Annotated in this window: 33 protein-coding genes; 9 read left to right on the top strand and 24 right to left on the bottom strand. The window is 36.2% G+C overall.

The window, feature by feature from the left end; genetic code table 11:
* Positions 1–49: 49 nt before the first annotated feature.
* The 6 genes from phnF to ABH957_RS01420 form a co-directional block, all read right to left on the bottom strand.
* The gene (gene phnF, locus ABH957_RS01395; protein ID WP_215551754.1) at positions 50–781 is read right to left on the bottom strand and encodes a phosphonate metabolism transcriptional regulator PhnF; all 732 of its coding nucleotides are present in this window, start codon (positions 779–781) and stop codon (positions 50–52) included.
* Entirely contained in the window at positions 711–1499 is a 789-nt protein-coding gene (gene nagB, locus ABH957_RS01400) for a glucosamine-6-phosphate deaminase (protein WP_002066973.1), read from the bottom strand. Before nagB ends, phnF begins: the two co-directional genes overlap by 71 nt.
* 4 nt (positions 1500–1503) lie before the next feature.
* On the bottom strand, positions 1504–2646 hold the full coding sequence (gene nagA, locus ABH957_RS01405) for an N-acetylglucosamine-6-phosphate deacetylase (protein WP_002138178.1): 1143 nt from the start codon (positions 2644–2646) through the stop codon (positions 1504–1506).
* A 207-nt stretch (positions 2647–2853) separates the two neighbouring features.
* A complete protein-coding gene (locus ABH957_RS01410; RefSeq protein ID WP_367960899.1) occupies positions 2854–3756 on the bottom strand; it encodes a ComEC/Rec2 family competence protein in 903 nt (300 codons plus the stop codon).
* Positions 3757–3834: 78 nt separating this feature from the next.
* Positions 3835–4407 carry an SMC-Scp complex subunit ScpB gene (gene scpB, locus ABH957_RS01415; protein WP_002088435.1) on the bottom strand — a complete coding sequence of 191 codons (573 nt, stop codon included), beginning with the start codon at positions 4405–4407 and terminating at the stop codon, positions 3835–3837.
* 157 nt (positions 4408–4564) lie between these two features.
* Positions 4565–5308 (bottom strand): segregation/condensation protein A, encoded by a 744-nt coding sequence (locus ABH957_RS01420; protein ID WP_002088436.1) that lies wholly within the window; start codon positions 5306–5308, stop codon positions 4565–4567.
* Positions 5309–5477: 169 nt separating this feature from the next.
* Between ABH957_RS01420 and ABH957_RS01425 the strand changes: the two genes are divergently transcribed.
* Both ABH957_RS01425 and ABH957_RS01430 read left to right on the top strand, forming a co-directional pair.
* The gene (locus ABH957_RS01425) at positions 5478–5573 is read left to right on the top strand and encodes a YjcZ family sporulation protein (RefSeq protein ID WP_000510194.1); all 96 of its coding nucleotides are present in this window, start codon (positions 5478–5480) and stop codon (positions 5571–5573) included.
* Positions 5574–5672: 99 nt separating this feature from the next.
* Positions 5673–6191, top strand: a complete 519-nt coding sequence (locus ABH957_RS01430) for a DUF309 domain-containing protein (protein WP_404510609.1) — start codon at positions 5673–5675, stop codon at positions 6189–6191.
* 19 nt (positions 6192–6210) lie between these two features.
* On the opposite strand, the gene ribT is transcribed toward ABH957_RS01430, so the two are convergent.
* Positions 6211–6579, bottom strand: coding sequence for a GNAT family N-acetyltransferase RibT (gene ribT / locus ABH957_RS01435; protein WP_000908403.1), 369 nt, complete (start codon positions 6577–6579; stop codon positions 6211–6213).
* A 485-nt stretch (positions 6580–7064) separates the two neighbouring features.
* A complete protein-coding gene (locus tag ABH957_RS01440; RefSeq protein ID WP_000853785.1) occupies positions 7065–7502 on the bottom strand; it encodes a peptidylprolyl isomerase in 438 nt (145 codons plus the stop codon).
* A gap of 187 nt (positions 7503–7689) precedes the next feature.
* Between ABH957_RS01440 and ABH957_RS01445 the strand changes: the two genes are divergently transcribed.
* Positions 7690–8556, top strand: a complete 867-nt coding sequence (locus tag ABH957_RS01445) for a DUF1002 domain-containing protein (protein WP_242247007.1) — start codon at positions 7690–7692, stop codon at positions 8554–8556.
* A gap of 31 nt (positions 8557–8587) precedes the next feature.
* Here the strand turns inward: ABH957_RS01445 and ABH957_RS01450 are convergent, their stop codons facing one another.
* The 14 genes from ABH957_RS01450 to dacF all read right to left on the bottom strand — a co-directional run bounded on the left by ABH957_RS01450 (position 8588) and on the right by dacF (position 19201).
* A complete protein-coding gene (locus ABH957_RS01450; RefSeq protein WP_002067045.1) occupies positions 8588–9391 on the bottom strand; it encodes a Cof-type HAD-IIB family hydrolase in 804 nt (267 codons plus the stop codon).
* Between the two features lie 95 nt (positions 9392–9486).
* Positions 9487–10959 carry a spore germination protein SpoVAF gene (gene spoVAF / locus ABH957_RS01455; RefSeq protein WP_264539105.1) on the bottom strand — a complete coding sequence of 491 codons (1473 nt, stop codon included), beginning with the start codon at positions 10957–10959 and terminating at the stop codon, positions 9487–9489.
* Positions 10946–11515: a stage V sporulation protein SpoVABEA gene (gene spoVAEA, locus ABH957_RS01460; protein WP_002088445.1), complete on the bottom strand. Its 570-nt coding sequence runs from the start codon at positions 11513–11515 to the stop codon at positions 10946–10948. Before spoVAEA ends, spoVAF begins: the two co-directional genes overlap by 14 nt.
* Positions 11516–11520: 5 nt before the next feature.
* Positions 11521–11871 carry a stage V sporulation protein AE gene (spoVAE, locus tag ABH957_RS01465; RefSeq protein ID WP_002014916.1) on the bottom strand — a complete coding sequence of 117 codons (351 nt, stop codon included), beginning with the start codon at positions 11869–11871 and terminating at the stop codon, positions 11521–11523.
* Between the two features lie 3 nt (positions 11872–11874).
* Positions 11875–12891 (bottom strand): stage V sporulation protein AD, encoded by a 1017-nt coding sequence (spoVAD, locus tag ABH957_RS01470; protein WP_002088448.1) that lies wholly within the window; start codon positions 12889–12891, stop codon positions 11875–11877.
* Between the two features lie 13 nt (positions 12892–12904).
* A complete protein-coding gene (gene spoVAC, locus ABH957_RS01475) occupies positions 12905–13363 on the bottom strand; it encodes a stage V sporulation protein AC (RefSeq protein ID WP_002088449.1) in 459 nt (152 codons plus the stop codon).
* 12 nt (positions 13364–13375) lie between these two features.
* Complete coding sequence (spoVAB, locus tag ABH957_RS01480) at positions 13376–13792, bottom strand: stage V sporulation protein SpoVAB (RefSeq protein ID WP_016092269.1); 417 nt, start codon at positions 13790–13792, stop codon at positions 13376–13378.
* Positions 13785–14405, bottom strand: coding sequence for a stage V sporulation protein AA (locus ABH957_RS01485; protein WP_002067040.1), 621 nt, complete (start codon positions 14403–14405; stop codon positions 13785–13787). Before ABH957_RS01485 ends, spoVAB begins: the two co-directional genes overlap by 8 nt.
* 116 nt (positions 14406–14521) lie before the next feature.
* Entirely contained in the window at positions 14522–14620 is a 99-nt protein-coding gene (locus tag ABH957_RS01490; protein ID WP_000016829.1) for a methionine/alanine import family NSS transporter small subunit, read from the bottom strand.
* Complete coding sequence (locus tag ABH957_RS01495; RefSeq protein ID WP_404444791.1) at positions 14620–16146, bottom strand: sodium-dependent transporter; 1527 nt, start codon at positions 16144–16146, stop codon at positions 14620–14622. Before ABH957_RS01495 ends, ABH957_RS01490 begins: the two co-directional genes overlap by 1 nt.
* 136 nt (positions 16147–16282) lie before the next feature.
* A complete protein-coding gene (gene sigF, locus ABH957_RS01500) occupies positions 16283–17041 on the bottom strand; it encodes an RNA polymerase sporulation sigma factor SigF (protein ID WP_002014922.1) in 759 nt (252 codons plus the stop codon).
* 12 nt (positions 17042–17053) lie between these two features.
* Positions 17054–17494, bottom strand: coding sequence for an anti-sigma F factor (gene spoIIAB, locus ABH957_RS01505; protein WP_001243400.1), 441 nt, complete (start codon positions 17492–17494; stop codon positions 17054–17056).
* On the bottom strand, positions 17495–17845 hold the full coding sequence (spoIIAA, locus tag ABH957_RS01510) for an anti-sigma F factor antagonist (protein WP_002088460.1): 351 nt from the start codon (positions 17843–17845) through the stop codon (positions 17495–17497).
* 165 nt (positions 17846–18010) lie between these two features.
* Complete coding sequence (gene dacF / locus ABH957_RS01515; RefSeq protein ID WP_002088461.1) at positions 18011–19201, bottom strand: serine-type D-Ala-D-Ala carboxypeptidase DacF; 1191 nt, start codon at positions 19199–19201, stop codon at positions 18011–18013.
* A 166-nt stretch (positions 19202–19367) separates the two neighbouring features.
* Here dacF and ABH957_RS01520 point away from each other — a divergent pair, with 166 nt between their 5' ends.
* Genes ABH957_RS01520 through ABH957_RS01535 form a run of 4 tightly spaced genes read left to right on the top strand, consistent with a single transcriptional unit; the run spans position 19368 to position 22765 of the window.
* Positions 19368–19787: a GntR family transcriptional regulator gene (locus tag ABH957_RS01520; RefSeq protein WP_002033900.1), complete on the top strand. Its 420-nt coding sequence runs from the start codon at positions 19368–19370 to the stop codon at positions 19785–19787.
* Positions 19753–20634, top strand: coding sequence for an ABC transporter ATP-binding protein (locus tag ABH957_RS01525; RefSeq protein WP_404510611.1), 882 nt, complete (start codon positions 19753–19755; stop codon positions 20632–20634). The genes ABH957_RS01520 and ABH957_RS01525 overlap by 35 nt, the downstream gene beginning before the upstream one ends.
* The gene (locus ABH957_RS01530) at positions 20624–21688 is read left to right on the top strand and encodes an ABC transporter permease (protein WP_404453962.1); all 1065 of its coding nucleotides are present in this window, start codon (positions 20624–20626) and stop codon (positions 21686–21688) included. The genes ABH957_RS01525 and ABH957_RS01530 overlap by 11 nt, the downstream gene beginning before the upstream one ends.
* A 12-nt stretch (positions 21689–21700) precedes the next feature.
* The gene (locus ABH957_RS01535) at positions 21701–22765 is read left to right on the top strand and encodes an ABC transporter permease subunit (protein WP_404510613.1); all 1065 of its coding nucleotides are present in this window, start codon (positions 21701–21703) and stop codon (positions 22763–22765) included.
* Between the two features lie 24 nt (positions 22766–22789).
* On the opposite strand, the gene ABH957_RS01540 is transcribed toward ABH957_RS01535, so the two are convergent.
* Both ABH957_RS01540 and ABH957_RS01545 read right to left on the bottom strand, forming a co-directional pair.
* Positions 22790–23335: a hypothetical protein gene (locus ABH957_RS01540; RefSeq protein WP_002128961.1), complete on the bottom strand. Its 546-nt coding sequence runs from the start codon at positions 23333–23335 to the stop codon at positions 22790–22792.
* Positions 23336–23435: 100 nt separating this feature from the next.
* Entirely contained in the window at positions 23436–23855 is a 420-nt protein-coding gene (locus ABH957_RS01545; RefSeq protein WP_002088468.1) for a MarR family winged helix-turn-helix transcriptional regulator, read from the bottom strand.
* Positions 23856–24015: 160 nt separating this feature from the next.
* Between ABH957_RS01545 and ABH957_RS01550 the strand changes: the two genes are divergently transcribed.
* Entirely contained in the window at positions 24016–24687 is a 672-nt protein-coding gene (locus ABH957_RS01550) for an SIMPL domain-containing protein (RefSeq protein WP_002033894.1), read from the top strand.
* Positions 24688–24821: 134 nt separating this feature from the next.
* Positions 24822–26111 carry an NCS2 family permease gene (locus tag ABH957_RS01555; RefSeq protein ID WP_002033892.1) on the top strand — a complete coding sequence of 430 codons (1290 nt, stop codon included), beginning with the start codon at positions 24822–24824 and terminating at the stop codon, positions 26109–26111.
* Positions 26112–26139 lie beyond the last annotated feature (28 nt).

The following is a 26139-nucleotide window of genomic DNA, read 5'->3' on the forward strand; positions in this document are numbered from 1 at the left end:
TACATGTTGAAAACATCAAAGTTCACTGTACTTCACAAACTGAAATATATTACTTGTTACGTGCGATGTTCGTAATAAACTTGTAACGATCCCCACGATAAATACATTTCACATACTCTAACGGTAACTCACCTTCTGAATATGACCATTGACGCATTACAAGTACAGGCGCCTTTTTAGGAATATGCAGATGTTCAGCTTCATCATCCGTTGCAATTGAAGCTTCAATTGATTGAGTAGCGCGAACAAGCTTAAAGCCCAGTTTTTTCTCTAAATGTTCATATAAAGATTGTTGCAATATTTCTTCGTTAATATCTTTCACAAGAGTTGGCGACAAATATGTCGTCTCAAATGCAATCGGTTCGTCATCAGCTAAGCGCGTACGCCTCACTTCATAAACCGATTCTCCCTCTTGTATTCTCAGCCGGTCTGCTATTTTAGCAGTAGCTGGAACTAGGCGGAAACTTAATAACTGGCTGCTCGGTTTCATACCACGAGAAATCATATCTTCTGTGAATCCCGTCATTCCTTGCAACTTTTGCTCCACTTTCGGAAGTTGGACGAACGTTCCAATCCCACGTTTCCGGTATAAATAACCTTGTTCCACTAAGTTATTAATCGCCTGTCTGATTGTCATACGACTCACTTCGAACTTATCACAAAGTTCATTCTCAGATGGAATTTTATCTCCCGGCTTCCATTCGCCGTCCTCAATTAGCTGTTTCACCCACTCTTGAATCTGATAATAAATCGGAAATGGTGAATACTTGTCGATGTTCATCAGCAATCGCCTCACTGCATAAAGATAGAGCTTCTGGATCTGCGATTACGGTTACATTCGGATGACGTTGTAAAACTGTAGCAGGACACGCCTCACTATATTCTCCTTGCAATAATTCCTTAACAGCTTCTGCCTTTTTAGATCCCATAGCAACAAGTAGAATTTGTTTCGCTTTCATAATGCTTCCAATTCCCATTGTAATCGCATGAGTCGGTACATCTTCTTCTCTTTCAAAGAAGCGAAGGTTTGCTTGGCGTGTAGATTCTGTTAATTCTACAATGTTAGTTGGAGAATTAAATGGTGTTCCTGGCTCATTAAATCCGATGTGACCGTTTTCACCGATTCCAAGAATCTGTAAGTCAACTGGGTTAGCTACTAGAATGCCTTCATAACGCTTGCACTCTTCCTCTAAATCACTTGCCATCCCATTCGGTACATAAGTTTGTTTAAATGGAAGATGATCAAACAACTGTTCTTGCATGAAATAATGATAGCTGTTTTTATCTTCGTGTGGTAAATTTACGTACTCATCTAAGTTTACAGTGGTTGCATGACTTGTATCAAGTTTATTTTTTCGCATTTCTGCATAAATACCTAATGGAGAGCTTCCTGTAGCCATTCCTAAAGTTGGATTTTCTTTTGATTTTACAACCTCTTTAATTAACTTATAACCTGCTTCTGCTAATTCTTCTGGAGTTTTTACAACAAGAATATTCATCTAATTACTTCCCTTCCTTCATATGAATTCCTAAACGAACCGTATCATATACATGTAATTCTTCAGTCATAACAACAAAGTCTGCATCTTTACCTACCGCTAACGCGCCTTTATTATTTAATCCAAATTCTTCTGCTTGGTTAACTGATGTCATTAACACTGCCTCCTCGATTGAACATCCTGTAAATTCAATTACATTTCGGAAAGCTTGATCCATTTTTAAAATACTACCAGCTAACGTTCCATCTTCTAATCGGGCACTGCCATCTTTTACATGTACTGGCTGTCCGCCAAGCTCATATAATCCTTCTTCAAGACCTTTTGCACGCATTGCATCTGTAATGACACTTACTTTTTTCGGTCCTTTTAATTTATATGCTAATTTCACCATATCAGGGTGAATGTGAATACCATCTGTAATTACTTCAACCATTACATCTGGATTTAATAACACATGACCAACAACTCCTGGTTCACGATGATGTAATCCACGCATTTGATTGTATAAATGTGTTGCATGTGTAATTTTTCTATTTTTCAGTTGTGCATCAATTGCATCTGTATGCCCCATTGTGCCAACAACACCTGTTTCAGCAAGATACTGTTCAAACTCTAACGCACCTTCTTCTTCCGGTGCATATGTTACTAATTTAATTAGATTACCGCTTGCTTCCTGCCATTGTTTAAATTGCTCGATACTCGCAGGAACAATATGTTCAAGTGGTTGTGCACCCGCACGTTTTTTTGAAACATATGGTCCTTCTAAGTGAATATATTCGAAATGTGCTCCTTTGTCTTTCGCTTCCTTCGCAGCACTTAGCGCCGCTTCAATCGCTTCTGGAGCTTGTGTCATTGTTGTTGGGAAGTAAGTTGTAACTCCTTCTTTTAACATTTCTTTACCAAGAGTTACTAATCCATCGCTATTTGCATCCATCGCATCAATATCGTATCCACCATGAATATGAACATCAATCATACCTGGAATCACAATCTTTCCTGCCACATCTAACACAGTTTCATTTTCTTGTGATACATATTGAGCCATCAAACCAATTTCTTTAACTGTTTCTGTGTAACGAATAAATCCGTTTTCCACTACTTCTTTACCTGTATAAATTTTGGCATTGATGACAACTTGCGTTTTCATTTTCATCGATCCTTTCCCATGAAATACCTACTTGTTATTATTACCTTATTCGCCTAATTCCATCTTAATATACACACGAGTAGTTGTCTATACATTCCAATGAAATTTCCTCTTCATTCAGCAGAAAAAAGGAAATTTATTTCTTTTTCATTATAATATATGTTATTCATTTTTTCCAAAATGGAAAATACCCTCTTATATAATTAATTACTTAAGTAGTGGCATAAGACCACTCGACCCCATAGTAATATGTTCACCGTCTGTTTCTATTTCTACTGTACGCTTGTTTGTTCCGTATATCATTATACCACGCTGTTTTAATCGTCTTACAACACTTTGATGAGGATGTCCATATGGATTTCTACTCCCGTACGAAAGAATAGCGAATTGTGGGTCTACTTTTTTTAAGAATGTTTCACTCGTTGAAGTATACGAGCCATGATGCCCAACTTTTAATACATCTGCATGTACATCAAACTGCTTTAATATTTCATTTTCCGTCCGTATATCAGCATCACCCATTAATAAAAAGTCCGCTTTACCATATCGAATCTTTAACACAATTGAGGACTCGTTATTCTCGTCTTTCGATTTACCATTGTTTAATACTTGTATAGAAACATGTGGATCTAACGGTATATATTGTCCTTCCTTCACTGAAATGAAAGGTATGCCCCTTTTTTTAATATTATTCCGATACGTATGATAAGTAAATGAACTATATGTTTTTCCACTATCTAATACGAGTGAAACCGGCATTTGTTCTACAATTGGAATAAGCCCCCCTATATGGTCCATATCAGGATGAGTACTTACAATCACATCTAAATGATTAATTCCTTTTTCAATTAGTTTTTGAATAATAACCTCTCCCGCTTCATAAGGGCCCCCATCTATTAACATCGTTTGACCATTTGGCAATGTAATAAGTGTCGCATCACCTTGTCCAACTTTTAAAAAACTTACTTTCATTTTACCAAAATGTTGCCGATGCATATGTATAGAAGACGCAGTATGAATAGACATCATATATCTTTTAGCCGATGCGCTGTTTAACGAAAAACATAATAAAACAGAAACCAACAATAGAATACTCCGTACACCTTTCATAACTCGTCTCCTTTTTTCATTTAGTATGGCACGCTCTGTAATTGATATACAAAAAAAGCTTAGCAAAATGCTAAGCTTTTATTTTGATAATTCCTGTAAAGAACCAAAGAATAAATCTGCTTCATTCATTTGTTCATTTTCTTCCGAAAGAGGTGGTAAATCATCTAATGTTTTCAATCCAAACGTATCTAAAAATTCTTTCGTCGTTCCGTATAAAATAGGGCGCCCTGGTCCTTCCGCTCTTCCCGTTTCTTTTATAAGTAAGTGTGAAACTAACGTTTGTAATGCCTTATCTGTTTTCACTCCTCGAATCTCTTCCATTTCTGTTCTTGTAATCGGTTGACGGTACGCAACGATTGCCAACGTTTCAAGAGCTGCTTGAGACAGTGAAGCCGTTGTTGGGGTATTTATTAATTTTTGATAGTATGCAGCATGTTCTTTCTTTGTTGCAAAACGATACACTTTTGCATATTGTACAATTTGCAGCCCTCGATTCGATCCTTCACATTCTTTTTGCATTTCCTCTATACTGTTTATTACTTCTTCCACTTCAACTTCCAGAACTTTAGCTATCTGTTCCGGATAAATCCCTTCGTCACCTGCAACAAATAAAAGTCCTTCAATAATCGCTTTTTGTTCTTTTCTATCCATTTTACGAACTCCTTCCTCCTATTTTCCATAAAAATACACATAAAAAAACCGAATCACAGTAAATGCGTTCGGTTCAATATTTCTTCTCTCGTTCCAAACGATACATTAAAACCTAACATAAGATAAAATATTTCTATCCCATTTTCACATACCAACTCTATACGGATTTATTAGAGCTTAACACGAAAATTTCATCAAAATTATGTTCTTGCTCAATTATGATTTGTTGATTTTTCATTAGCTCAAGAACCGCTAAAAATGTTACAACCATTATTTCGCGTTCTTCATCAGCAAACAAATCATAAAAGCTTTGACGACCGCCTTTTACTTCTAACTGTTGTAGAATATCAGTCATTCGCTGTGCAATTGGTATTTCTTGGCGAGTAATTCGCGTTGTTACGGGGGTCTTTGCTTTTTTACGACGCATTAGCTTTTGAAATGCCGCTAACATATCATATAACGTAACATCAAGAGGTAAGCTTGTCTCCTCTTCTTGTTGAAATGATGTAAAATCAATTGGCGGACGTGTATATAGCTGTGCTCTTTCTTGTTCTCTTTCTTTTAACTCAGTAGCAACTTGCTTATATTTCTTATATTCAATTAACCTCTCCATCAATTCTTGACGAGGGTCATCTATAAAGTCTTCACCGTTATCAGGTACATCTTCTTCTTGTTTCGGTAACAACATTTTACTTTTAATTTGCAATAACGTTGCAGCCATTACTAAATACTCACTGGCAACATCTAATTGTAATTCTTTCATCGTATGGACATAAGATAGATATTGCTCTGTAATTTCTGCTACAGGAATATTATATATATCAATTTCGTAACGATGTATTAAGTGTAACAATAGATCTAAAGGCCCTTCAAAAGCCTCTACTTTAAAATTATACTGCACAAAGCATCCCACCACATTTTTTCTATAACAACATAAGTATAGAGCATACTCATGTTCTATCCAACCTTTTTAAGAAATTTAATTAAAAATAGACCTATGCCCATGTCATAATGCCCACCGCTTCATATGATAACAATGTAGTAAGAACAATGTAGGAGGTCAAAAAACTATGGGTCACGTTGATTGCGGTTTTAGCGGTGGGTTCGCATTACTTGTTGTACTGTTCATTTTACTAATCATTGTAGGAGCAGCTTGCTTCTGCTAATAGGACGCAATAAAGCGACTAGGGATATTTCCCTAGTCGCTTATTGTTAATATTTCTATGATAAACTGTACATATAACCGTTAGACAGGAGCGAAAAAAATGTATCCTACCGAGTACATACAATTTTTAATTCATTTTCACGGAGACTATGATTATTTTGAATGTCATGAAATATTAGAAGAGTATTGGAAATTAAAACCTAGAGGAGAACGCGACAATTACTTAGTCGGTCTCATTCAAATTGCTGTTTCCTTATACCATCACAGGCGATCCAACTGGAATGGTGCAGAGAAGATGATAAAAAGCGCAATAGCACTTTTAGAAAAGAACAGTACATCTTTACATCAATTAGGAATAGATCATAAACAACTTATCTTCTTATTAAATGAAAGATTACACTCTATCCACAAAAAGGAAATTTTCACGCCGTTATTTTTACCCTTGTTAGACGTATCGTTAGAAAAACAATGCATACAGTTATGTAAGAAACAAAACCTCTCTTGGAAAGATGTGAACGTCATTCCTGATGAATACATCATAAATAAGCACACATTGCGTGATCGAACAGAAGTCATTTCTGAACGACACGAGCAACTACAAAAAAGAAAGCAGAGATAATAAACACTTATCCCTGCTTTCATGAATGTATATTTTGTTCAAGCTCTTTACACTTTTTACAAAAACTTGCTGTTTGCTCATTTCCGCAAATTGTAAACTCAAGAAATTTACTCTTAAGCTCTTGAACCATCTTCGTCCCAATCCCCATATGACGGTGAGACGGATTCACGCTCAAATGCTGAATTTCCAATACCTGATCTTCTTTTTTTATAATCCCCATTATCCCAACAAAATCTTCATTTTGTTTCCACAAATACAATTGCCAATCCTCTTTCGCTTCATATTCTTTCATTGTCAATTGTAATGTTTTTACATCTTTTTCAGTTGGCATAAATGAAAGAAGCCCCATTGCAATTTTTTCATAACTTTTTTTAAAACGAATTAACATAACCCTTATCCCTTCTTACAAAAGTTACAAACTATTTATCCCCTCAATCACTCTTTTCATATCACATTCATTCTACAATATTTTTACCAGAGTGAGAAGAGGCTGAAACAACTTGATAATCATACAAAGCGTTAAGAAGAAAGTCAAATATATGTTTCCACGCTATTTCTTTCTATTACACCGCTCAAAAAAGAGACAATACTATATAGGAACTATAAGGAAAATCCCTTTCTCATCACATTTCACTTATTAACCACTTTTGAACAAAGTAGTTCTACTAAAAGCAATATGTTAAGAGAAATACATTTATTGAAGCATATAATTCGTACTCCATTCTATGTATTTTGTTAAAAGTGTGTTCTCATGAACAATATAATTTAACGTTAGTAGCCGTCCTATTTGTGTCATATACTTTAAAATATATACCAATCCCTGTTTATAAGAAATAAAAAAAGAGAGCAAAATCGCTCTCCTTTTCTCGTAACTTATTCTTCCCAAACTTTAACTTCTTTCATTACATCGCCTTGACGCATGTTTAATACTGTTTCAATACCGCTTGTTGCTTTACCGAATACAGTATGTACGCCATCTAAATGCGGTTGTGGCTCATGAACAACAAAGAATTGGCTACCACCTGTGTTACGGCCAGCATGTGCCATAGAAAGTGAGCCAACAAGATGTCTATGAGGATTTCCATCAGTTTCACATGGGATAGAGTAACCTGGGCCACCTGCTCCTGTGCCTGTTGGGTCTCCACCTTGGCTTACGAAGCCAGGAATAACGCGGTGGAATGTCACACCATCATAAAATCCTTGCTCTGCTAATTTTTTAAAGTTTTCTACTGTTTTTGGTGCCTCTTCTGGGAAAAATTCTAAATCGATTTTTTCGCCATTTTCCATTAATATGTATCCTAAAGTTTTCATATGTATATGTCTCCTTTCAACTATCTCAGCACTATATTACCATATTCATGACGAGAAACAAAAAGAATCCGACAATCTGCATACTTCTTTTTTGAAATGTGGAAGAAGCTAGGTGACAAATAAGAAAAATATACTATAATAACTGTGTTGCCCGAAAATTTAAGAAAGAGAAAGGGAGCGATTTTTCGTGAAAACGAAATTACTAGCTCTGCTATTAGCTGTAGCCGTATTTATTATGCCAACAGCTTCATTTGCAGACATCATTGAGGGAGAATCAATTGTTACACTAGGAGAAAACTTATCTGAACAACAGAAACAAGATCTTTTGAAAGAAATGAAAGCACCAAAAGATGCACAAATTATTACTGTATCTAATGCGGAAGAACATAAATTTCTAGAGGGCATCGTTCCAAAAGCGCAAATTGGTACGAGAGCTATTTCCTCTTCTATGATTACATACACAAAACCAGGGTCAGGTCTCATTGTACGCTCAAAAAACATTAATTCGATAACAGATGCAATGTACACAAATGCACTTATTACAGCAGGTGTGAAAGATGCAGAGATTCAAATTACTGCACCATTTAAAGTTTCAGGAACTGCTGCTTTAACAGGTTTAATGAAGGCCTATGAAACAACATCAAACAAAGCCATTCCTGAAGAAGTAAAAAAAGTAGCCAATGAAGAAATGGTACAAACAGCCCAGCTTGGTGATAAAATCGGCGAAGAAAAAGCAGTTCAACTTGTTGCAAAAATTAAAGAAGAAATTGCAAAAGAACAGCCAAAAACAACTGAAGATTTACGTACATTAATTAAAAAAATTGCTGATCAACTTGGCATTACATTAACAGATGAACAGTTGGATAACTTAGTATCGTTATTTGATAAAATGAAAAATCTTAATATCGATTGGAACCAAGTTGGTAGCCAATTAGAGAAAGCAAAAGACCATGTGTCTGCCTTCTTAGGATCTGAAGAAGGGCAAAGTTTCCTAGATAAAGTAAAAGATTTCTTCTCTAGTATCATTGATTTCGTTAAATCTTTATTCAAGTAAAAAAGAAGCTCGCCAGTGACGAGCTTCTTTTTTATACAAGTAACGGTAATTTCATAATAGCTTCTTCAACCGAACGGACAACATGATTTGCTTTCTCCTTCACATACGGATGAGCATGATGGAGGGTGAAGGAGTGCGGGGTTACTTCAAACATAGAAATATCATTGAAAGAATCTCCAATACATGCAACTTCATTTGCTTCAATTTGTAAATGTTCCATTAATCGCTTCAGAGCGCTTCCTTTACTTACACCTCTTGGCATAATGTCAACATATCGCTTACCCGATATAAAGACTTCCGCTTCGCTATGAAATGTATCTCTCAACTCTTGATCTAATGCTACAATTTTTTCTTCTTCGCCAAAAACAAATAATTTCGCAGGGTGTACAGTCTTCCCAAATTCCTCTTCTAACTCTTCGATTTCAGCAATATGCACTCCCATATACTCTTCAAAAGTATGGTGATGTTCATTCTTCCTTTTTGTATATCGCTGCTCATTTGCACAAACAATATCTGCTAGTCCCTTTTTATGTATATATCGATATATTTCCTGGGCAACCCCATCTTCAAAACTCGATTCATGAAATACTTTTCCATCCGGTAGTATCATTGTCGCTCCATTTAAACTAGTTGTGTAATACGGGAACGAAAACCTTTTTACCGCCTCATCAATTCGGTGAGTAAAACGGCCAGAGGCAAAACAAATATTTGTCCCGTTTTCAGCTAGCCAACAAAGCGCTCGTTCATCTTCCTTTTGCATATCATTCATATTGTAAACGAGTGTATCATCTAAATCACTTACAAATAGTTTAATCATGTCCTCTTCCCCTTCCATACACAATATCTACTCTAATTGTACAAAAAAAATGTTTGATTTTTGTTAAAAAAACAATAAATTTTCAATAAAAAATAAGCGGAGCATAATCCCGCTTATTTTTGTCTTCGCACATTTTGAGGTCTTACAATACTTGGACGAACCTTTAAACTAGACATAGTTGGACGAAGTAAAATTTTCGTTAACGCGCCCCAATCAAACGGTAAAAACGGCCATAAATACGGTGTTTGCAAACTTCTTATAGATGTTAAAAACAGAATCAACATCGTCATTCCAATGACAAATCCCATTTCATGAAATATGCCTGTTAAAATAATGACAAACAATTTTCCGACCTTATTTCCAAGTCCAAGTTCATAACTCGGCGTTGCAAATGATCCAATCATAGAAACCGCTACATACAAAATAACTTCTGGTACAAATAAACCTACATCAATTGCAATTTGACCAATTAATATGGCAGAAATTAATCCTGCTGCAGACGACAATGATGTCGGTGTATGGATGGCAGCCATTCTTAAAAATTCGAGTCCGACTTCCGCCATCAAAATTTGTAATAAAATTGGTAAGTGCGTCATTTTGTTTGGTCCAATGAAAGCAAGACTATCTGGTAAAAGAGTTGGATTAAAAACAAAAACTAACCAAAATGGCAGTAAGAACAGCGAAAATATAACACCTAAAAAACGTACCCAACGTAAAAATGTACCTACAGCTGGATTTTGTCTAAACTCTTCTGCATGCTGTAAATGGTGGAAATATGTTGTTGGAGTGATCATAACACTTGGTGATGTGTCAACAAGTACTAACACATGTCCTTCTAATAGATGATTTGCTGCTACATCTGGTCTTTCTGTGTATCGAATAAGCGGGAATGGATTATAACCTTGTTTCACTACAAATTCTTCTACTGTTTTATCCGCCATCGTAATCCCGTCTACATCAATGTTATTTAATTCTTGTTTTATAATCTTTACTAAATCTGGATTTGCAACATCTTGAACGTATGTAATACAAATATCCGTTTGCGATCTATCCCCGACTCGAATCATTTCATTTCGAAGACGTGGATCGCGTATCCTTCTACGAATTAATGCTGTATTTACAACGATATTTTCAACAAAACCATCCCTTGCACCGCGCACTACCTTTTCTGTATCTGGTTCTGTCGGTGTCCTGCCCGGATAACTACGAACATCTATTGCAAACGCTTCCGTTTCGCCTTCCACAAATATAATAATGAGTCCTGATAATACTTGGAGCATTACCTCATCCATCGTTTTCACTTTACTTACTTGTTGATGAATTAAACGATTCTCTAAAAGCTTCACTGTATCTTCTTCTACATCCCTTATTTCATTTGTATCCACCGCTTCTTCTAAAATAGGGATAATATAATTCGTATCACAAAGTCCATTTACAAATAACACACCAATTTCTTTATTTAAAATTTGAAATTTACGAATACCAACATCGTATGTAACACCGAGTCCGACTGTTTGCTTTAAATAATTTTCATTATCACTTAAAAAAGATGAAATCGGGATATTCACTTTTTTAGGCTTCGTCATAAAACCCACTCCTTTCCAAAATTAATTGAATCGCTTTTCTAGTAATAGGTGATCCTCTCTCCCATTCATCATTTCCGCACATCTTGCCAATATCACCTACCCCCACTATGACAGGAACATTCAGACCATCTAAACAATAAATCGTATCCCCACTAATCCTGCCAATTTCACCATCTGGGAGTCCAAATTTATCAACGCCATATTCTGTCAAATTCCCATTCCGATCTACACTTACATCTACACGTGCCCATTCCCAATGATGTGTATTAGATGCTACTGCTAAAATACCCAGTACATCGACTTGTTTATGTGTTGCGACATACTTTAACGCCTTTTCACCAGATCCTTCTCCTATAAATCCGCTGTCATCAAACATGACAAATACAGGGTCATATGGCGTTTGCATAATAAGCTCAACAACTTTCTTCCCTGTCAATTTGGTCGGATTACTTTGCGATGCTGAAATACACCTTCCCCCAAATTCCTTTGTTAACAGCTCAATTGTCCGCTTTGCATATTCATCTCCATCTGTGACCAAAACAACCCTTCGTCTCATTTGATTTATCCTTTCGGTTTACATATAAGTGCAACAAAAAATGAAAATAATATCGCTGCTGAAATCCCCGCAGACGTTAAGCTAAACATACCGATTCCAATTCCTAAATATCCATGTTTTTCTGCCGCATGCATTGCCCCGTGCAATAGTGAGTGTCCAAAACTTGTAATAGGGACTGTTGCCCCAGCACCTGCAAATTTTATAAGCTTATCGTACAATCCGAATCCGTCTAAAATAGCTCCGGCGACTACAAAAGTTGCCATTAAATGTGCCGGTGTTAACTTTGCGAAATCTAGCAACACTTGTCCAATTACACAAATAGCTCCTCCTACAAGAAATGCATATATAAAATCCACAATTCACTCTCCTTTAACGCTTTCAAACACAACACCATGCGCAATCGTTGGAATCGTTTCCTTCTGTTGCATCATCATGGGGCTTAATAGAGCTCCAGTTGCAACGACAAAAATTCTTTGTAAATTCCCTTTTTGCATTTCACGCAATAAATGGCCGTATGTTACAACAGCTGAACAAGCACAACCACTGCCCCCTGCAAACACTTCTTCTTGATTTGAATTGTAAATCATTAATCCACAATCATTGTATACATTCCCCAAATCATACCCTTCCTCAAGTAAAAGTTGTTTCGCAATTGGTGTCCCAACAGCCGATAAATCACCAGTAACAATAAGATCATAATCAGCTGCACTTCTTCTCAAATCTTCAAAATGTTGTTGAATTGTATGAGCAGCAGCTGGTGCCATCGCTGATCCCATATCTAAAGGATTAGCAATTCCTAAATCTTGCACTTTACCAATTGTTGCTGCTGTTATTTTAATTGCACTCTCCTCATTGCTAATTAATATTGACCCTGCTCCGGTAACAGTTGAGTTTGCTGTCCCTGGCTTTTGTCCTCCGTATTCTGTTGGGGAACGAAATTGTCTTTCAGCCGTCGCATTATGACTACTTACTGTAGCTAAAATACGATTCGCAAATCCACCATCTATAAAAGCTGATCCAATCGCCAACGTTTCCATTGACGTCGCACAAGCGCTGAACATCCCTAAAAAAGGAATACCATACTCACGAGCAACATAATTTGCTGTCACTGTTTGGTTTAATAAATCTCCCGCTAAAAAGAAATCAATTTGCGATTTTTTTATATTCCCTTTTTGCATCGCTTGTTGAATTGAGTCTGACATTAACCTTCGTTCAGCAAGTTCCCAGTTTTCCTCTCCGCAATGTAAGTCAGAATATGAAATATCAAAATCCTTTCCAAGAGGGCCTTCAGCTTCTTTCGGACCGACAGCAGTACCAGTTGCATTCACGAAGATATCATTTTGAAATACCCACGTTTGTTTTCCTGTCAATCTCATACCCACCCCTCCTTTAAGACATTAAAATTTGAAATGTATATCTTATTAACCCGATAATGTATGCACCGACGACTCCAAATACAATGACACTTCCTGCAAGCTTAAACATGTTAGTAGCGATTCCTAGAACAATCCCTTCACTCCTATGCTCTAGTGCGGCACTCGCCATAGAATTCGCAAATCCAGTAACTGGTACTGCTGATCCCGCTCCAGAAAACTGCCCGATTTTATCATATACACCACACCCTGTTAAAATCGCCGACAATAAAACAAGCGTTGCAACTGTCGGATTTCCTGCCTCTTGTTCACTAAAGTGAAAATAATGTATATAAAATTTCATCAATATTTCTCCGACTGTACAAATGAGTCCACCAACAAGAAATGCCTTCACACAATTTATGAAATAGTTCGGTTTTGGATGGTACTCCTTCACTTTATTTATGTAATCATCCTTCAATTTTCGCCCTGCCATATATATTGCCTCCTACTTTACGAAATAAATCCAGTGAAACAACGAGCCTATTACTTTCCCAAGTACAAGAGCAACGAGTAAAACAATAATTTTCTCCTCTACCCTTACTCGTTTCGCTAAAATAGGTAAAACGTTTAACACTTCCGTTAACGCCGCAGCGAGCATTCCAATGAATGTGCCACAAAATATCCCTAATATAACAAGCCAATATTGTGACGTTTGAAATGTAATATTTTTCAAACTACACCAAGCCCCTGTTAAAGTACCTGCAATGACCGCCCACTCAAAGTATTGAATATGCTTTCCACTTCTCGTTAATTGAGCTAAACGAGGGATTATACCAAGTACAGCTAAAAACGCGACATATCCGCTACCTACTGCAATCCCTCCAGCTAAGCCAATTAATACAACAAATGCACACTCAATCATCAGCAATCTGTTTCATATTATCCTTGTTTTCATGAACAATTACATATTGATCAAGCGACTGCTGATATTGAAACATCTCAACTTCTAACGGGCTCGGCTCTTCATTAATTCTCTTTTGAAATACATGATTAAAAAATAAGACCATACCTAATCCAAGACCTAATGAATAAGGAATTTGAAATAAAAGTGGTTGCGCCTTAAATTCTCCAGTAATCATGTAATATAACCGTTGGTGTACTTGTTGCATACTTACATCTTCATGGAAATAAATGATCGCAAGGGCCGCTCCAATGAAAAGTAACAACCATACAAGTCCGAAGAAAACCGGATGCACTTTCTTTTTTTCATATATAATTTCAACAAGAGTTTGTCCAGAACCAAGTAAATTAATTTGTATGTGAGCCGCTTTTTGTTGAATAATCTCAATCACTTTCATAACATCAATTACAACATGTGTTTTATCATGCGCTGTTATTTTGTAGACTATTTCATTTTGTAACAACTCAACTACAAAAGAATCTCCGGCAAGTTGAGCAACATCGCTCAGCTTTACTTCATACGTAGGAGACACTTTTAAGCGATTGCGCATTTTAATATAAATCGTTTGTTCCAATTTTCATTCACCCCTTCACTCTTCCTCGTAGTTGTAGTATGGTTATTGGAATTTTTTCTAATACAATTTTTTCATAAAAAAAACATCTGTACCATTTCGGTACAGATGTTTTTAGCTTATGCCTTTTTCTTAAATAAATTTGCAATACTTAATGCAAGTCCTCCCCAAATGACTACCATACCTATAACCATCATCATAATCGCTGATCCACTCATCATGAAACACCTCGGTCCTTCCATTCTTTTTCAAGCTGGACAGAGTCTGAATGTATTTGTGCATTCCATTTCTTCAGACTAATGACTAGTGCAACTATAAGAAACGCTGCCGCTATCGACCAGCCATACGTTACAACAAACTCTGTTGGATAACCTCCGTAGTTCTTTTTAATGTTTTGGATTGTACCATCAATTAACATATACCCTAACATAAGTGGAGTAATAACGAGTAAACTCACTCTCCAAAACGTTCCTAACTTTATATCAGATACAAAGTTTGCATGATTTTGATAAACTGGTAAACGGCGCAAGATTAGTCCTATTGTAACTACTTCAACGAGTGCAATTGTAATCAATCCAAAATTGTTAGCGAAGTAATCAACAACATCTAGGAACATAAGTCCACCACGTGTTGCAAAAACAAGAGAAACTAATACTAATAGCGTTCCCATAATTCCAATCGTCTTTTGACGACTCAAGCTGAATTTTTCAGATACAGCGGCAAAGCATACTTCTGCAAGTGAAATGAGTGATGTAATTCCAGCAACAGTTAGAGATAAGAAGAATAATACACCAAATAACGGCGACATCGGTAACTCATTAATAATTTGCGGGAATACTACAAATGCAAGTCCTACACCAGCACTAGCTACTTTATCAACCGGTACCCCCATGTTATTCGCCATAAATCCAAGAGCTGCAAAGACACCAATACCTGCCAATAATTCAAATCCTGAATTTGCAAATCCTGTAATAAAAGCATTATTTGTTGTATCTGAGTTTTTCGGTAAATAACTAGAATACGTAATCATAATTCCGAATGCTAAAGATAAACTAAAGAAAATTTGACCGTAAGCAGCAAGCCATACTTTCCCATCAAAAATACGACTCCAATCTGGTTTAAAGAATGCATCTAGCCCCTGCATCGCACCTTCCATCGTCACTGCACGAACAACGATAATAAGGAACATAACAACTAGTAAAGGAATAAAAATGCGGTTAACAACTTCGATTCCTTTTTTAACTCCTTTAAACGCAACACCAAGCACAATAATCCAAACGAGAGCTAACGGAATTAATACTTCTGGTACGAGCCCCCCGAATTGTCCTGGCTTATCTGCAACATGTAAATATTCTTTAAATAAAAATGATTGCGTGTCTTTCCCCCATGCTCCAGTAATTGCAAAGTACGTATATGAAATAGACCAAGCAATGATTACAGCGTAATATGTTGAAACAATAAATGTCACACACATTTGCCACCATCCAATAAATTCAGCACGTCGATGAATACGGAAGAATGTAAGTGGCGCCGAACCACGATGACGATGCCCAAGAGTAAACTCGAAAGCTAACAATGAAATACCAGTCGTTAATAATGCAAATAAGTACGGTAAAAAGAATGCGCCTCCCCCGTTTTCATACGCTGTATAAGGAAAACGCCATATATTCCCTAGTCCAACAGCGGAACCGATTGCTGCAAAAATAAATCCAGCCCTCGTTCCCCATTGTTGCCTCGTTTCCATGTTTCCTTCCCCCTTTGTGACAAGTTCATACTTGGATTATAGTTTAAATTAACTAAATTATCAATAAATTCTGTAAATTTAAGCGGTAGTTGGAATCTTCTCCTTTTCGTGACAATAAAAAAAATCGAATAGATAGCTATTCATCTATTCGATCTTTCATCTGTTTTAATATTTTCTTTTCAAGTCTTGAAACTTGTACTTGCGAAATGCCTATGCGCTCCGCTACTTCTGATTGGGTTTGGTCTTTATAATAGCGCAAATACACAATTAGCCTTTCTCGTTCATCCAATTCTCTAATTGCTTCTTTTAAAGCAATTTTATCAAACCATTTCGTTTCCGATTGATCTGCAATTTGATCTAAAATAGTAATTGGATCTCCATCGTTTTCATACACAGTTTCATGTATCGACGAAGGAGCACGACTCGCTTCTTGCGCCAGAACAACTTCTTCCGGCGTTAGTTCAAGAGCCTGTGCTACCTCATTAATCGTTGGAGCCCTTCCAAATTCTTTCGAAAGCTCGTCTCTCATCTTTCGGACTTTGTTTCCTGTTTCTTTTAAAGATCTACTTACTTTCACTGATCCATCGTCACGTAAAAATCGTTGTATTTCACCGATAATCATTGGAACTGCATATGTTGAAAATTTCACGTCGAAAGATAAATCAAATTTATCTACCGATTTTAAGAGCCCAATACATCCAATTTGAAATAAATCGTCTGGTTCGTATCCTCGATTAAGAAATCGCTGTACAACCGACCATACGAGACGCATATTACTTTGAACGATTGTATCTCTCGCTTGTTGATCTCCATCTTGACTTTTTTGAATTAACGCTTTTAGCTCGTGGTCCTTTAACTGAGGTTTCTTCTTCTCATTTCTGACCTCTATGTCCATTGGCTATTCTCCTTAATTGCATAGAGCGTTACTATTTGATAAGTATTTTGTCAAATGGATTGTTGTCCCGAAAGATTCGTTTGAAATAACTTCTACTTCATCCATAAAATTTTCCATGATAGTAAATCCCATTCCGGAACGCTCTAATTCAGGTTTAGTTGTAAAAAGGGGTTGTCTTGCTTCATCTAAGTTAAAGATACCAATCCCTTCATCTCGAATCGTGAGTTTCACCATCGCTTCTTCCAAAATCACTGAAATATAAACAACACCTTCTGCATTTCCTTCATACCCATGAATAATTGCATTTGTAACCGCTTCTGACACAACTGTTTTAATCTCTGTTAGTTCTTCCATCGTCGGGTCTAATTGCGCAATAAAAGCAGCTACCGTAACACGAGCGAATGATTCATTCTGACTTAACGCTGAAAATTGAAGGTTCATTTCATTTCTCATCTACGCCACCCCCAACGTCGCGAGCGCATGCGCTTCACTTTCTTCTAAACGAACAATTTTGAATAGACCTGACATTTCAAATAAACGTTTAACGGGCGGTGAAATTGCACAGACAACCATCTCTCCACCTAATCCCTTTACATGTTTATATCGGCCTAATATAACGCCTAAACCAGAACTATCCATAAACGTTAAGTTCTCTAGGCTCAAAACAATATGATGAACACCATGTGTCTCAATCATATCTGTGACTTTCGTTCGCAACTCTTCAGCAGTATGATGATCTAACTCGCCCTCTAGCCTCACACATAAGACGTCACGTTTTACTTCTAAATGCATGGAAAGACTCACACGATTTCCTCCTTATGCTCAAACTTTACTCATTAACATAAGATTTTCGTGATATAAAATCAGAATCCTTCCTACTGACAAAAGAAGAACTATTTCGTCATAAAGTGAAACCTTTCAGCAATTATTTCAGTAAATACGAACAGAAAAACATCAAAATTCCCGCCGCTATTTTGATGTTGAAAACATCCCAAAACTTCTTTTAAATAACTCCCACCAGCTCGCTGCCTCAACATCTTCTTTCGCTACAATTGTTTGTTTTAATAAAACATCTTTATCTCTTTTAATAACAAGTGTGCCAAGTGCATCACCTTTTTTAATCGGTGCCTTCACTTTCTTTTCAGCAATCACTTCTTGTTTAACTTTGTCCATATTTTCGCCCTTCTTCATAAGAAGAGACACATTGTCTGACGCAACTAAATCTACTTTTTCTTCCTTACCTTTTCCTACTTGTACAGTCTTAATTTTCTCACCACGTGTATATAATTTCTTTGTCATGTATTGTCCAAATGCATAATCAAGAAGCTTCGTTACTTGATTGTTCCGCTCTTTTGATGTAGGTGCTCCCATTACAACTGAAATAACACGCATACCATTTTTCTCAGCCGATGCCGTTAAACAATATTTCGCTTCTGTCGTAAAGCCTGTTTTCACTCCATCTACTCCAGGATAAAAACGTACTAGCTTATTCGTATTAACAAGCCAAAACTTCTTATCCGTATTTTCACGTAAATAGTCTTCATATTTACCTGTGTATTTTCGAATAAGTGGATACTTCATCAACTCTTTCGCCATAATAGCCATATCATTCGCTGTAGAATAATGATCTTTCGCCGGGAGACCTGTCGGATTTTGAAAATGTGTATTTTTCAATCCTAGATCTTTCGCTTTTTTGTTCATCATATTTACGAAACCTTCTTCTGAACCAGCGATATGCTCAGCTACTGCAACAGATGCATCATTTCCAGATGCAATTGCAATGCCCTTTAACATTTCATTTACAGTCATCTCTTCCCCAGGTTCTAGAAAAATTTGTGATCCGCCCATTGAAGCTGCGTGTTCACTCGCTCTAACTTTATCGTTTAGTTTTAGTTTTCCTTTTTCAACTTGTTCCATAATTAATAGCATTGTCATAATCTTTGTCATACTAGCAGGTGGTAACTTTTCATTCGGATTTTTATCAAACAAAACTTTACCTGTATCTTGTTCAATTACGATCGCTGACGACGCTTGTTCCGCTAACTTCGGCGTGGTTTCTTCTGTTTTTTCCTGCTTCGTTTTCTCAGATTGTGCGAAACTAACTGAAGTACCAGAAAGCAATAACATGAAACAAACAAGTATTCCAAAAACTCGCTTCATGACTAACCCTCCATTCTATATCAAACTTATTTTTTCCAATTTATACATTTTTAATACCATATTTTTCTATTATTTTCAGTTGACAAATAAATTCATTGCCTATATTGTATTAAGTGTATTACACGTAGTAGTACACTTAATACTCATCAGGAAGGAGACATTGCTCTTGCATATTCAACTTGATCCAAGAAGCAACACTCCGATATGGGAACAAATTGTTCAAAATATAAAAGAGCTCGTACTAAAAAATATGTTAGCTCCAAGTGATAAGCTTCCTTCTGTACGTGAGCTTGCTTCTTTGCTCGTTATAAATCCAAATACAGTAAGTAAAGCTTATCAAGAATTAGAGCGACAAGGGATTATTGAAACATTACGAGGAAAAGGAACATTTGTAGCCCAATCGATTACCCCAACATTAGACGAAAGGAAAATCGCTATGGTTGAAAAGCAATTTCATCAATTATTACTAGAAGCCTCTTATCTTGGGATTACGAAAGATAAAATTCATGATTGGATAGATTCATACTATAAAGAGATTGGAGGAAATACAGATGTTGAAAGTGACAAACTTGAAGAAAACAATTGATAACCAAACGATTTTAGACGATGTTTCTTTCACATTACAAAAGGGTAGTATCGTCGGATTACTCGGAAGAAACGGTGCGGGGAAAACAACTTTATTACGAACGATGGTCGGCATTTTAGACCCCGATGAAGGAACTGTTACATATGAGGATACAGATGTTCATAAGCATCCTGAAATTAAACAAAAAGTTGTATACGTTCCAGATTCTACCAACACACTGAACGGATATACTGTAAAAGAAATCGTAAAGTTTTATAAAGCAGTTTATACAGCATTTGATGAACAATATTTTTATGAAATATTAGAACGTTTTAATTTACCAAACAAACGTATTCGTAGTTACTCAAAAGGAATGAAAGCACTGCTTGCGATCATTTTAGCTTTCGCTGCAAAAGCAGAATATGTCATTTTAGATGAACCGACAAACGGACTTGATCCTATCGTCAAAAGACAGATTCTACAATTTCTCGTTGAAGAAGTAGCAGAAAAAGAAATTACAATTTTCATCTCCACTCACCATTTAGATGAAGTTGAAAAAATTGCCGATACAATCATTATTTTAAAAGGACATACAGTAGATTCTATTACATCACTAGATGATACAAAATCACGATTTGCCAAAATACAAGTTGCTTATGAACGTTCAATACCTCAAAAACTAGAAAACTTAAGCAATATTAAAATATTAAACCAAACAGGAAAAGTATATACAATCTTAATTGAGGAAAATGTGGCTACAACACTGGAGAAGTTTTATAAAGAGCAACCAATACTCATTGAAGAATTATCAATGTCACTTGAAGATGTCTTCGTTACGACACTTGAGGGGGATGGGTATGTTTCATAAGGCGTTGTGGATGTGGAATTGGAAGCGCGGGAAATATGCTGTACTACTGTTCTTCTTTAGCACACTTTATATTTTATCTGTCGGATACTATAAAGCAGCCAAAGTACAACTTACTATGTATTACGAATTACAAGAAAAAGGAAAGCACTATTATTATTTTTATTCCTTTTGGTCAGGGCAAAGTAATAGTTTTTGGTTAACTGTTCTTATCATTGCTTTAGCTTGTTTATTAATGGGATGGGAACGTAGTAACCAATCTAATAGCACACTTATGGCAATGCCTTTTAATAGAAAAGATATTTTCTTATCTAAATGGGCTTTTGGTTCATTTTGTATTGTAGGTTCATTACTTATAAATTGGATCCTTATGTATGTTATTTATAGAACAACATTCCATTTTGAATATCAATCATTTAGTCCATTCCATCGATACTTTCTTTATGCGATTGTTTCTTATGTTGCAGTATATACAGCTGCATTATGTATCGGTACTTTTACTGGAAGTGTTGTTTCACAGATTGTTTTTTGTATTCCGTGGCTACTAGCGGGGGTTACATTTACTACGTTATTATACACTTTCACAATAAACCATTTAAATGCTATAGATACTAGAAATACCAATTTATATAACCAGCTTTATGAAATCAATCAAAAAACGAATATAGTTGCACCAATTGATTACTTTTCTATCAATTATAACTATGATCCAGAATCCCGCAAGAGTGAGAAAGATCCAACTACCTTAAGAGATCCAGCATCTCATGCGTATTATTCAGCCAAATCAATGTTAGTCCCCATTTTCTATACAATATTTTATTTACTACTTGGGACATATTTATATGCACGATCGCCAAATGAAAACGGTCAAAAGATATTTATTTTCCAAAAACATTTACGAATATGGATATGGGGAACGACACTATATTTCGCTTTACTTGGTGGCTATAAAATATACAGTTTAAATTTCTTGTTTAGTTACTATATTGGTATATTTGCCGCTGGAATCATCACATATTTTATATTATCACGTCTAACAAATTATAAAGTTTTTTAAAGGAGAGATCCTATGTTTCAAAAAGCACTATGGCTAAGGACATATCAACAAAGTAAATATGTTGTATGGTTATTTTGGCTCGTCAGCTTCTATACTTTGTCATATAAATACTATATGGATTCTATTCAACAGCAATACTTTCTAAAAGAAAATAAACAGTGGAACTATGTATATCATTACCACTTTGATTTAACACTTATAGACCCTGTCATATTATTAGGTAGTGTACTTATCGTTCTAGCCTGCACATTAATCGGATGGGAAAGACAAAATAACTCTAGTGACTTGTTATGGTCCATGCCCTTTAAACGTTCACACCTTTATATAACAAAATGGTTGTTTGGAATCTGTAATATCGTTGCGATGATCGTTTTAAACTGGGGACTATTTGCTATTATGAAAAAGTTGACTTTTCATAATAAATATCAAGTGTTTTCTCCATTTCATAGTTACTTTATATACATGTTAATTGTATTAATCGCTATTTATACACTTGCCTTATGTATAGGAACAATTGCCGGGAATATTATATCGCAAGGATTTCTTACTGCAGCTCTATTAATGTTCCCAGTGTTACTTCCATCACTTATTTCAGGAGTCATTGCTGTTCACTCAAATACTGAATTTCATAAGGACAATGGCAATATACAACGTCTTATGGAAAACATACGTATTTCTGGTCCAGCAGAAAATTTTCATATTAACTTTAGCTATGATCCACAAAGCGCTTATACCGATTCAGATGGAGTGCGTCACAACGAACCAAACTTTACAAAAATCCCTCCGGCAAAAACATTGATTGGACCTATTGCACATATCATGATTTTATTACCACTCGGTATATATTTATATGTTCGTTCAGTAAATGAAAGAAATGGTAACTATCTATTATATCCAAGGTTACAAAAGTTAGTTATAGCATGTGCTATTTTCTTTGTTGGAATCGTTGGAGGTTTAATACTAAGCCGCGCACAGTCATTGCCCAGCTTTTACATCGGATTTTTTGTAGCTAGCTTAATTACCTATTTCCTTCTACCTAAAATATTAAAATGGAAAGTCTCTTGGAATTTCAAATAAAATAGCCTCCTCGCTAAGAGGAGGTTATTTCACATTCTCTCTCCTATCCCCATACACCATCTCTTCTTTCATCCCAAATCCATCACCATTTTGCACAATTTGCTCTGTCGGCGCGACTACACTTTCAGCAATTTTCCATTCGCCGCGCTCTTTCACAAATACTTGCAGAAAATAGTTCATGCCATTTAATTGATACGCATTTTCTTTTTTCACATTATAGTGCACCGCAATGTAGTGCACTTGAATATTTTCTTTCCCTGCTTTTGATACGTATTGCGATAATCTTGGAATGTACATTGATGCTTTCTTAAATGGTAATTGCTTCGCTTTAACGAGCGATGAACTTGTTACATTACGCAAAGTGTCCTGATTACGAACATTATCGCTATGATGAAATAATACTGCGTTTTGCATAGAACGAACCCATAATTTCGAATACAAGACGGTATTATCATTCTCAATGTACTTCACTTCTTTTTGCACCACTTGGATAGGGCTATCAGCGTACATGAATGTATGAAAGCAGAAAAAACTTCCAAGTAAAATGGTAAGTGCAGCAATATATTTCATAATCTTTCCTCCGATCTGTTTAATTAAAGTATCGGAGTTTCAAAATATTTTTATTCAAAAGAAAAAGGATAGGAAAGCTCTCGCTTCCTATCCTCATTTATTATAATACGCGGCCAAATAGTTCTAAAACCATTTCTATCTCTTGGTCGCTCCAACCTTTAAATTTCTCTTTATAATATTCTTTACGCACAGCTTCAAGCTTTTCAGTTACTTCTCGTCCGTTTTCAGTAATTTCTAAGTATACGATACGACGGTCCGAATTTGAACGTTTTCTTTCAACAAACCCTTTTCGCACGAGACGATCTGTTACAGCTGTAATATGACTGGAGGTTACGTTTACTTCACTCGCAATTTGCGAAGCCATCTGTGGACTTTTTAAAAATAACGCACGTAATACAGAGAATTCATTATATGGCATATGCTCTGAAAAACGTGTATTAATATCATTTTGTAATAAACGTATCATCTTTCGAAATGATGCAGATAGATCTAAAATCAGTGTTTCTCTATTTTCGTTCACTAGCCTCGTCCCTTTTTTATCATATTTACACATATTATAATCTATAAATACCTATATTGTATATGCTTTCTTCCCTCAACATTCTCATTTATGTAACTTTTTTCATAAGATTTTCTTTTTTGTTCACACATATACATATAAAAAAGGATGGTGAGCATAAATGCAAAGTGGAATGAATCCGTATTTACATAATATCCGTACGACGAATACTGGTAAAGAAGCTACTATTACTGTACAAGGAGAAGGCATTATAAAGGCAAAACCAAATGTTGTCATATTAACACTGGGCATTCGAACAGATAGTAAAAATGTAAAACAGGCGCAAGAAGAAAATGCAGTGCAATCGAAACAATTGCTTGATGCACTCAAACAGCTAGGTATTGCCGATAAAGATATAGAAACCATTTCTTATACAATTACTCCTCAATACGAATATGTAAATGATAAAGCATTACTACAAGGCTACCGTGTGGAGCATTTGTATGAAATTACCGTTTTAAATGTGCAAAAAGCAGGGGAAGTATATGATATAGCCGTTACAAATGGTGCAAACGTAGCAAAAGGATTACGTTTTCGAATATCTCATCCAAATAAATATTATGAGCAAGCTCTCATTCAAGCTCTGCAACAAGCAGTAGACAAAGCTCGTACAATTGCGAGTACCTACAATTTAAATATTAATCCTGTTCCCCTCTCACTCGTTGAAGAATCTGCCCAATTACCACGGGAGATCTCATCATATGCTACTTTGCATGCGCAAGCAGCTCCGCCCATTCAATCAGGAGAACTAGAAATCATTTCATCTATCCGGGCAATTTTTACGTATTTATAAATAAACTCATTTATAAGTAACCGTTATCATTTTCATTGTTGTAAAAACATGATGTTCTGATATAATAAAGGACGGTGAGCTCTTACATAAGAGATATCACGGGTGGGAGAGGGATATGAAAAAGAAGGTTTAACATGAAAGGAATACTTGAAAGAACATTTAAATTAGACTTACACCAAACATCACCAAAACAAGAAGTTTTAGCTGGAGTCACGTCATTTTTCACAATTGTTTATATTATGATTGTAAATGCGTCAATCTTATCAGATGCCGGCATTCCTCTTGAGGCAGGAATTTTGGCAACTGTTTTTAGTTCATTTGTCGGATGTCTACTCATGGCATTTTGGGCAAATGCACCTGCTATTCTTGTCCCTGGTATGGGTGTAAATGCATTCTTCACGTACACTGCTGTGCATACGCTCGGTTTAACTTGGCAAGAAGCATTGGCAGCTGTTTTTATCGCCGGTATTATTTTTGCAATTGCTGCTTTTACACCGATTGCTCGCGTGCTTTCGGTATCGATTCCAAAGTCATTAAAGGAAGCGATCACTGTCGGTATCGGGTTGTTTTTAGCTTTCATCGGCTTGCAAAAAGGTGGTTTAGTCGTTTCGCATCCTAATACTGCTGTTGCGATGGGAAAATTAAGTAGTCCTGTCGTTCTTGCCACACTACTTACTCTTATTGTCGCACTTGTACTATTTGCGCGTAACGTACGTGGAAGCTTTTTATGGACGATTGCAATTGGAACTGGTATTGCATGGCTGTTTGGTCTTGTTGATACGAGTCAAATGGGAAATAGTTCGTTTTCATTCGCTAATTATGGCGATGTGTTTGGAGCTATGTCATTTGGGAAACTTTCTTCCTTGCCATTTTGGATTGCAACATTCTCCTTAAGCATGGTGCTTATTTTTGAGAACATGGGACTTTTACATGGTTTATTAGAAGATGATCGTAAATTCCCACGTGCTTACCAAGCAAATGCAATTTCAGCAATGACATGTGGTCTATTTGGCACAAGCCCTACCGTTTCAACAGTAGAGAGTGCCGCAGGTATTACTGCAGGCGGAAAGACAGGTCTGACGTCTATCGTTACAGGGTTGTTATTCTTCGCATCACTGTTTGCGCTTCCGTTTGTCAAAATAATTCCTGACAGTGCCATTGCACCAATCTTAATTATTATTGGCGGGCTGATGATTACAAGCATTCAACAAATTCCTCTGAACGACTTTTCAGAAGGATTTCCAGCGTTTTTAATTATCGTTATGATCCCGCTCACATATAGTATCGCTGATGGCATTGCGTTCGGATTTATTGCTTATCCTATCTTGAAAGTTGCACTTGGAAAGCGTAAAGAAGTCGCACCGTCCATGTATATTATTACATGCTTATTCTTAGCCATGTTCGTATTACACGCTATTGGCTAAGAAAAAAACACCGAGGAAATCCTCGGTG

It is taken from the genome of Bacillus sp. RC242, assembly GCF_044908245.1.
GTDB classification, from domain to species: Bacteria; Bacillota; Bacilli; order Bacillales; family Bacillaceae_G; genus Bacillus_A; species Bacillus_A mycoides.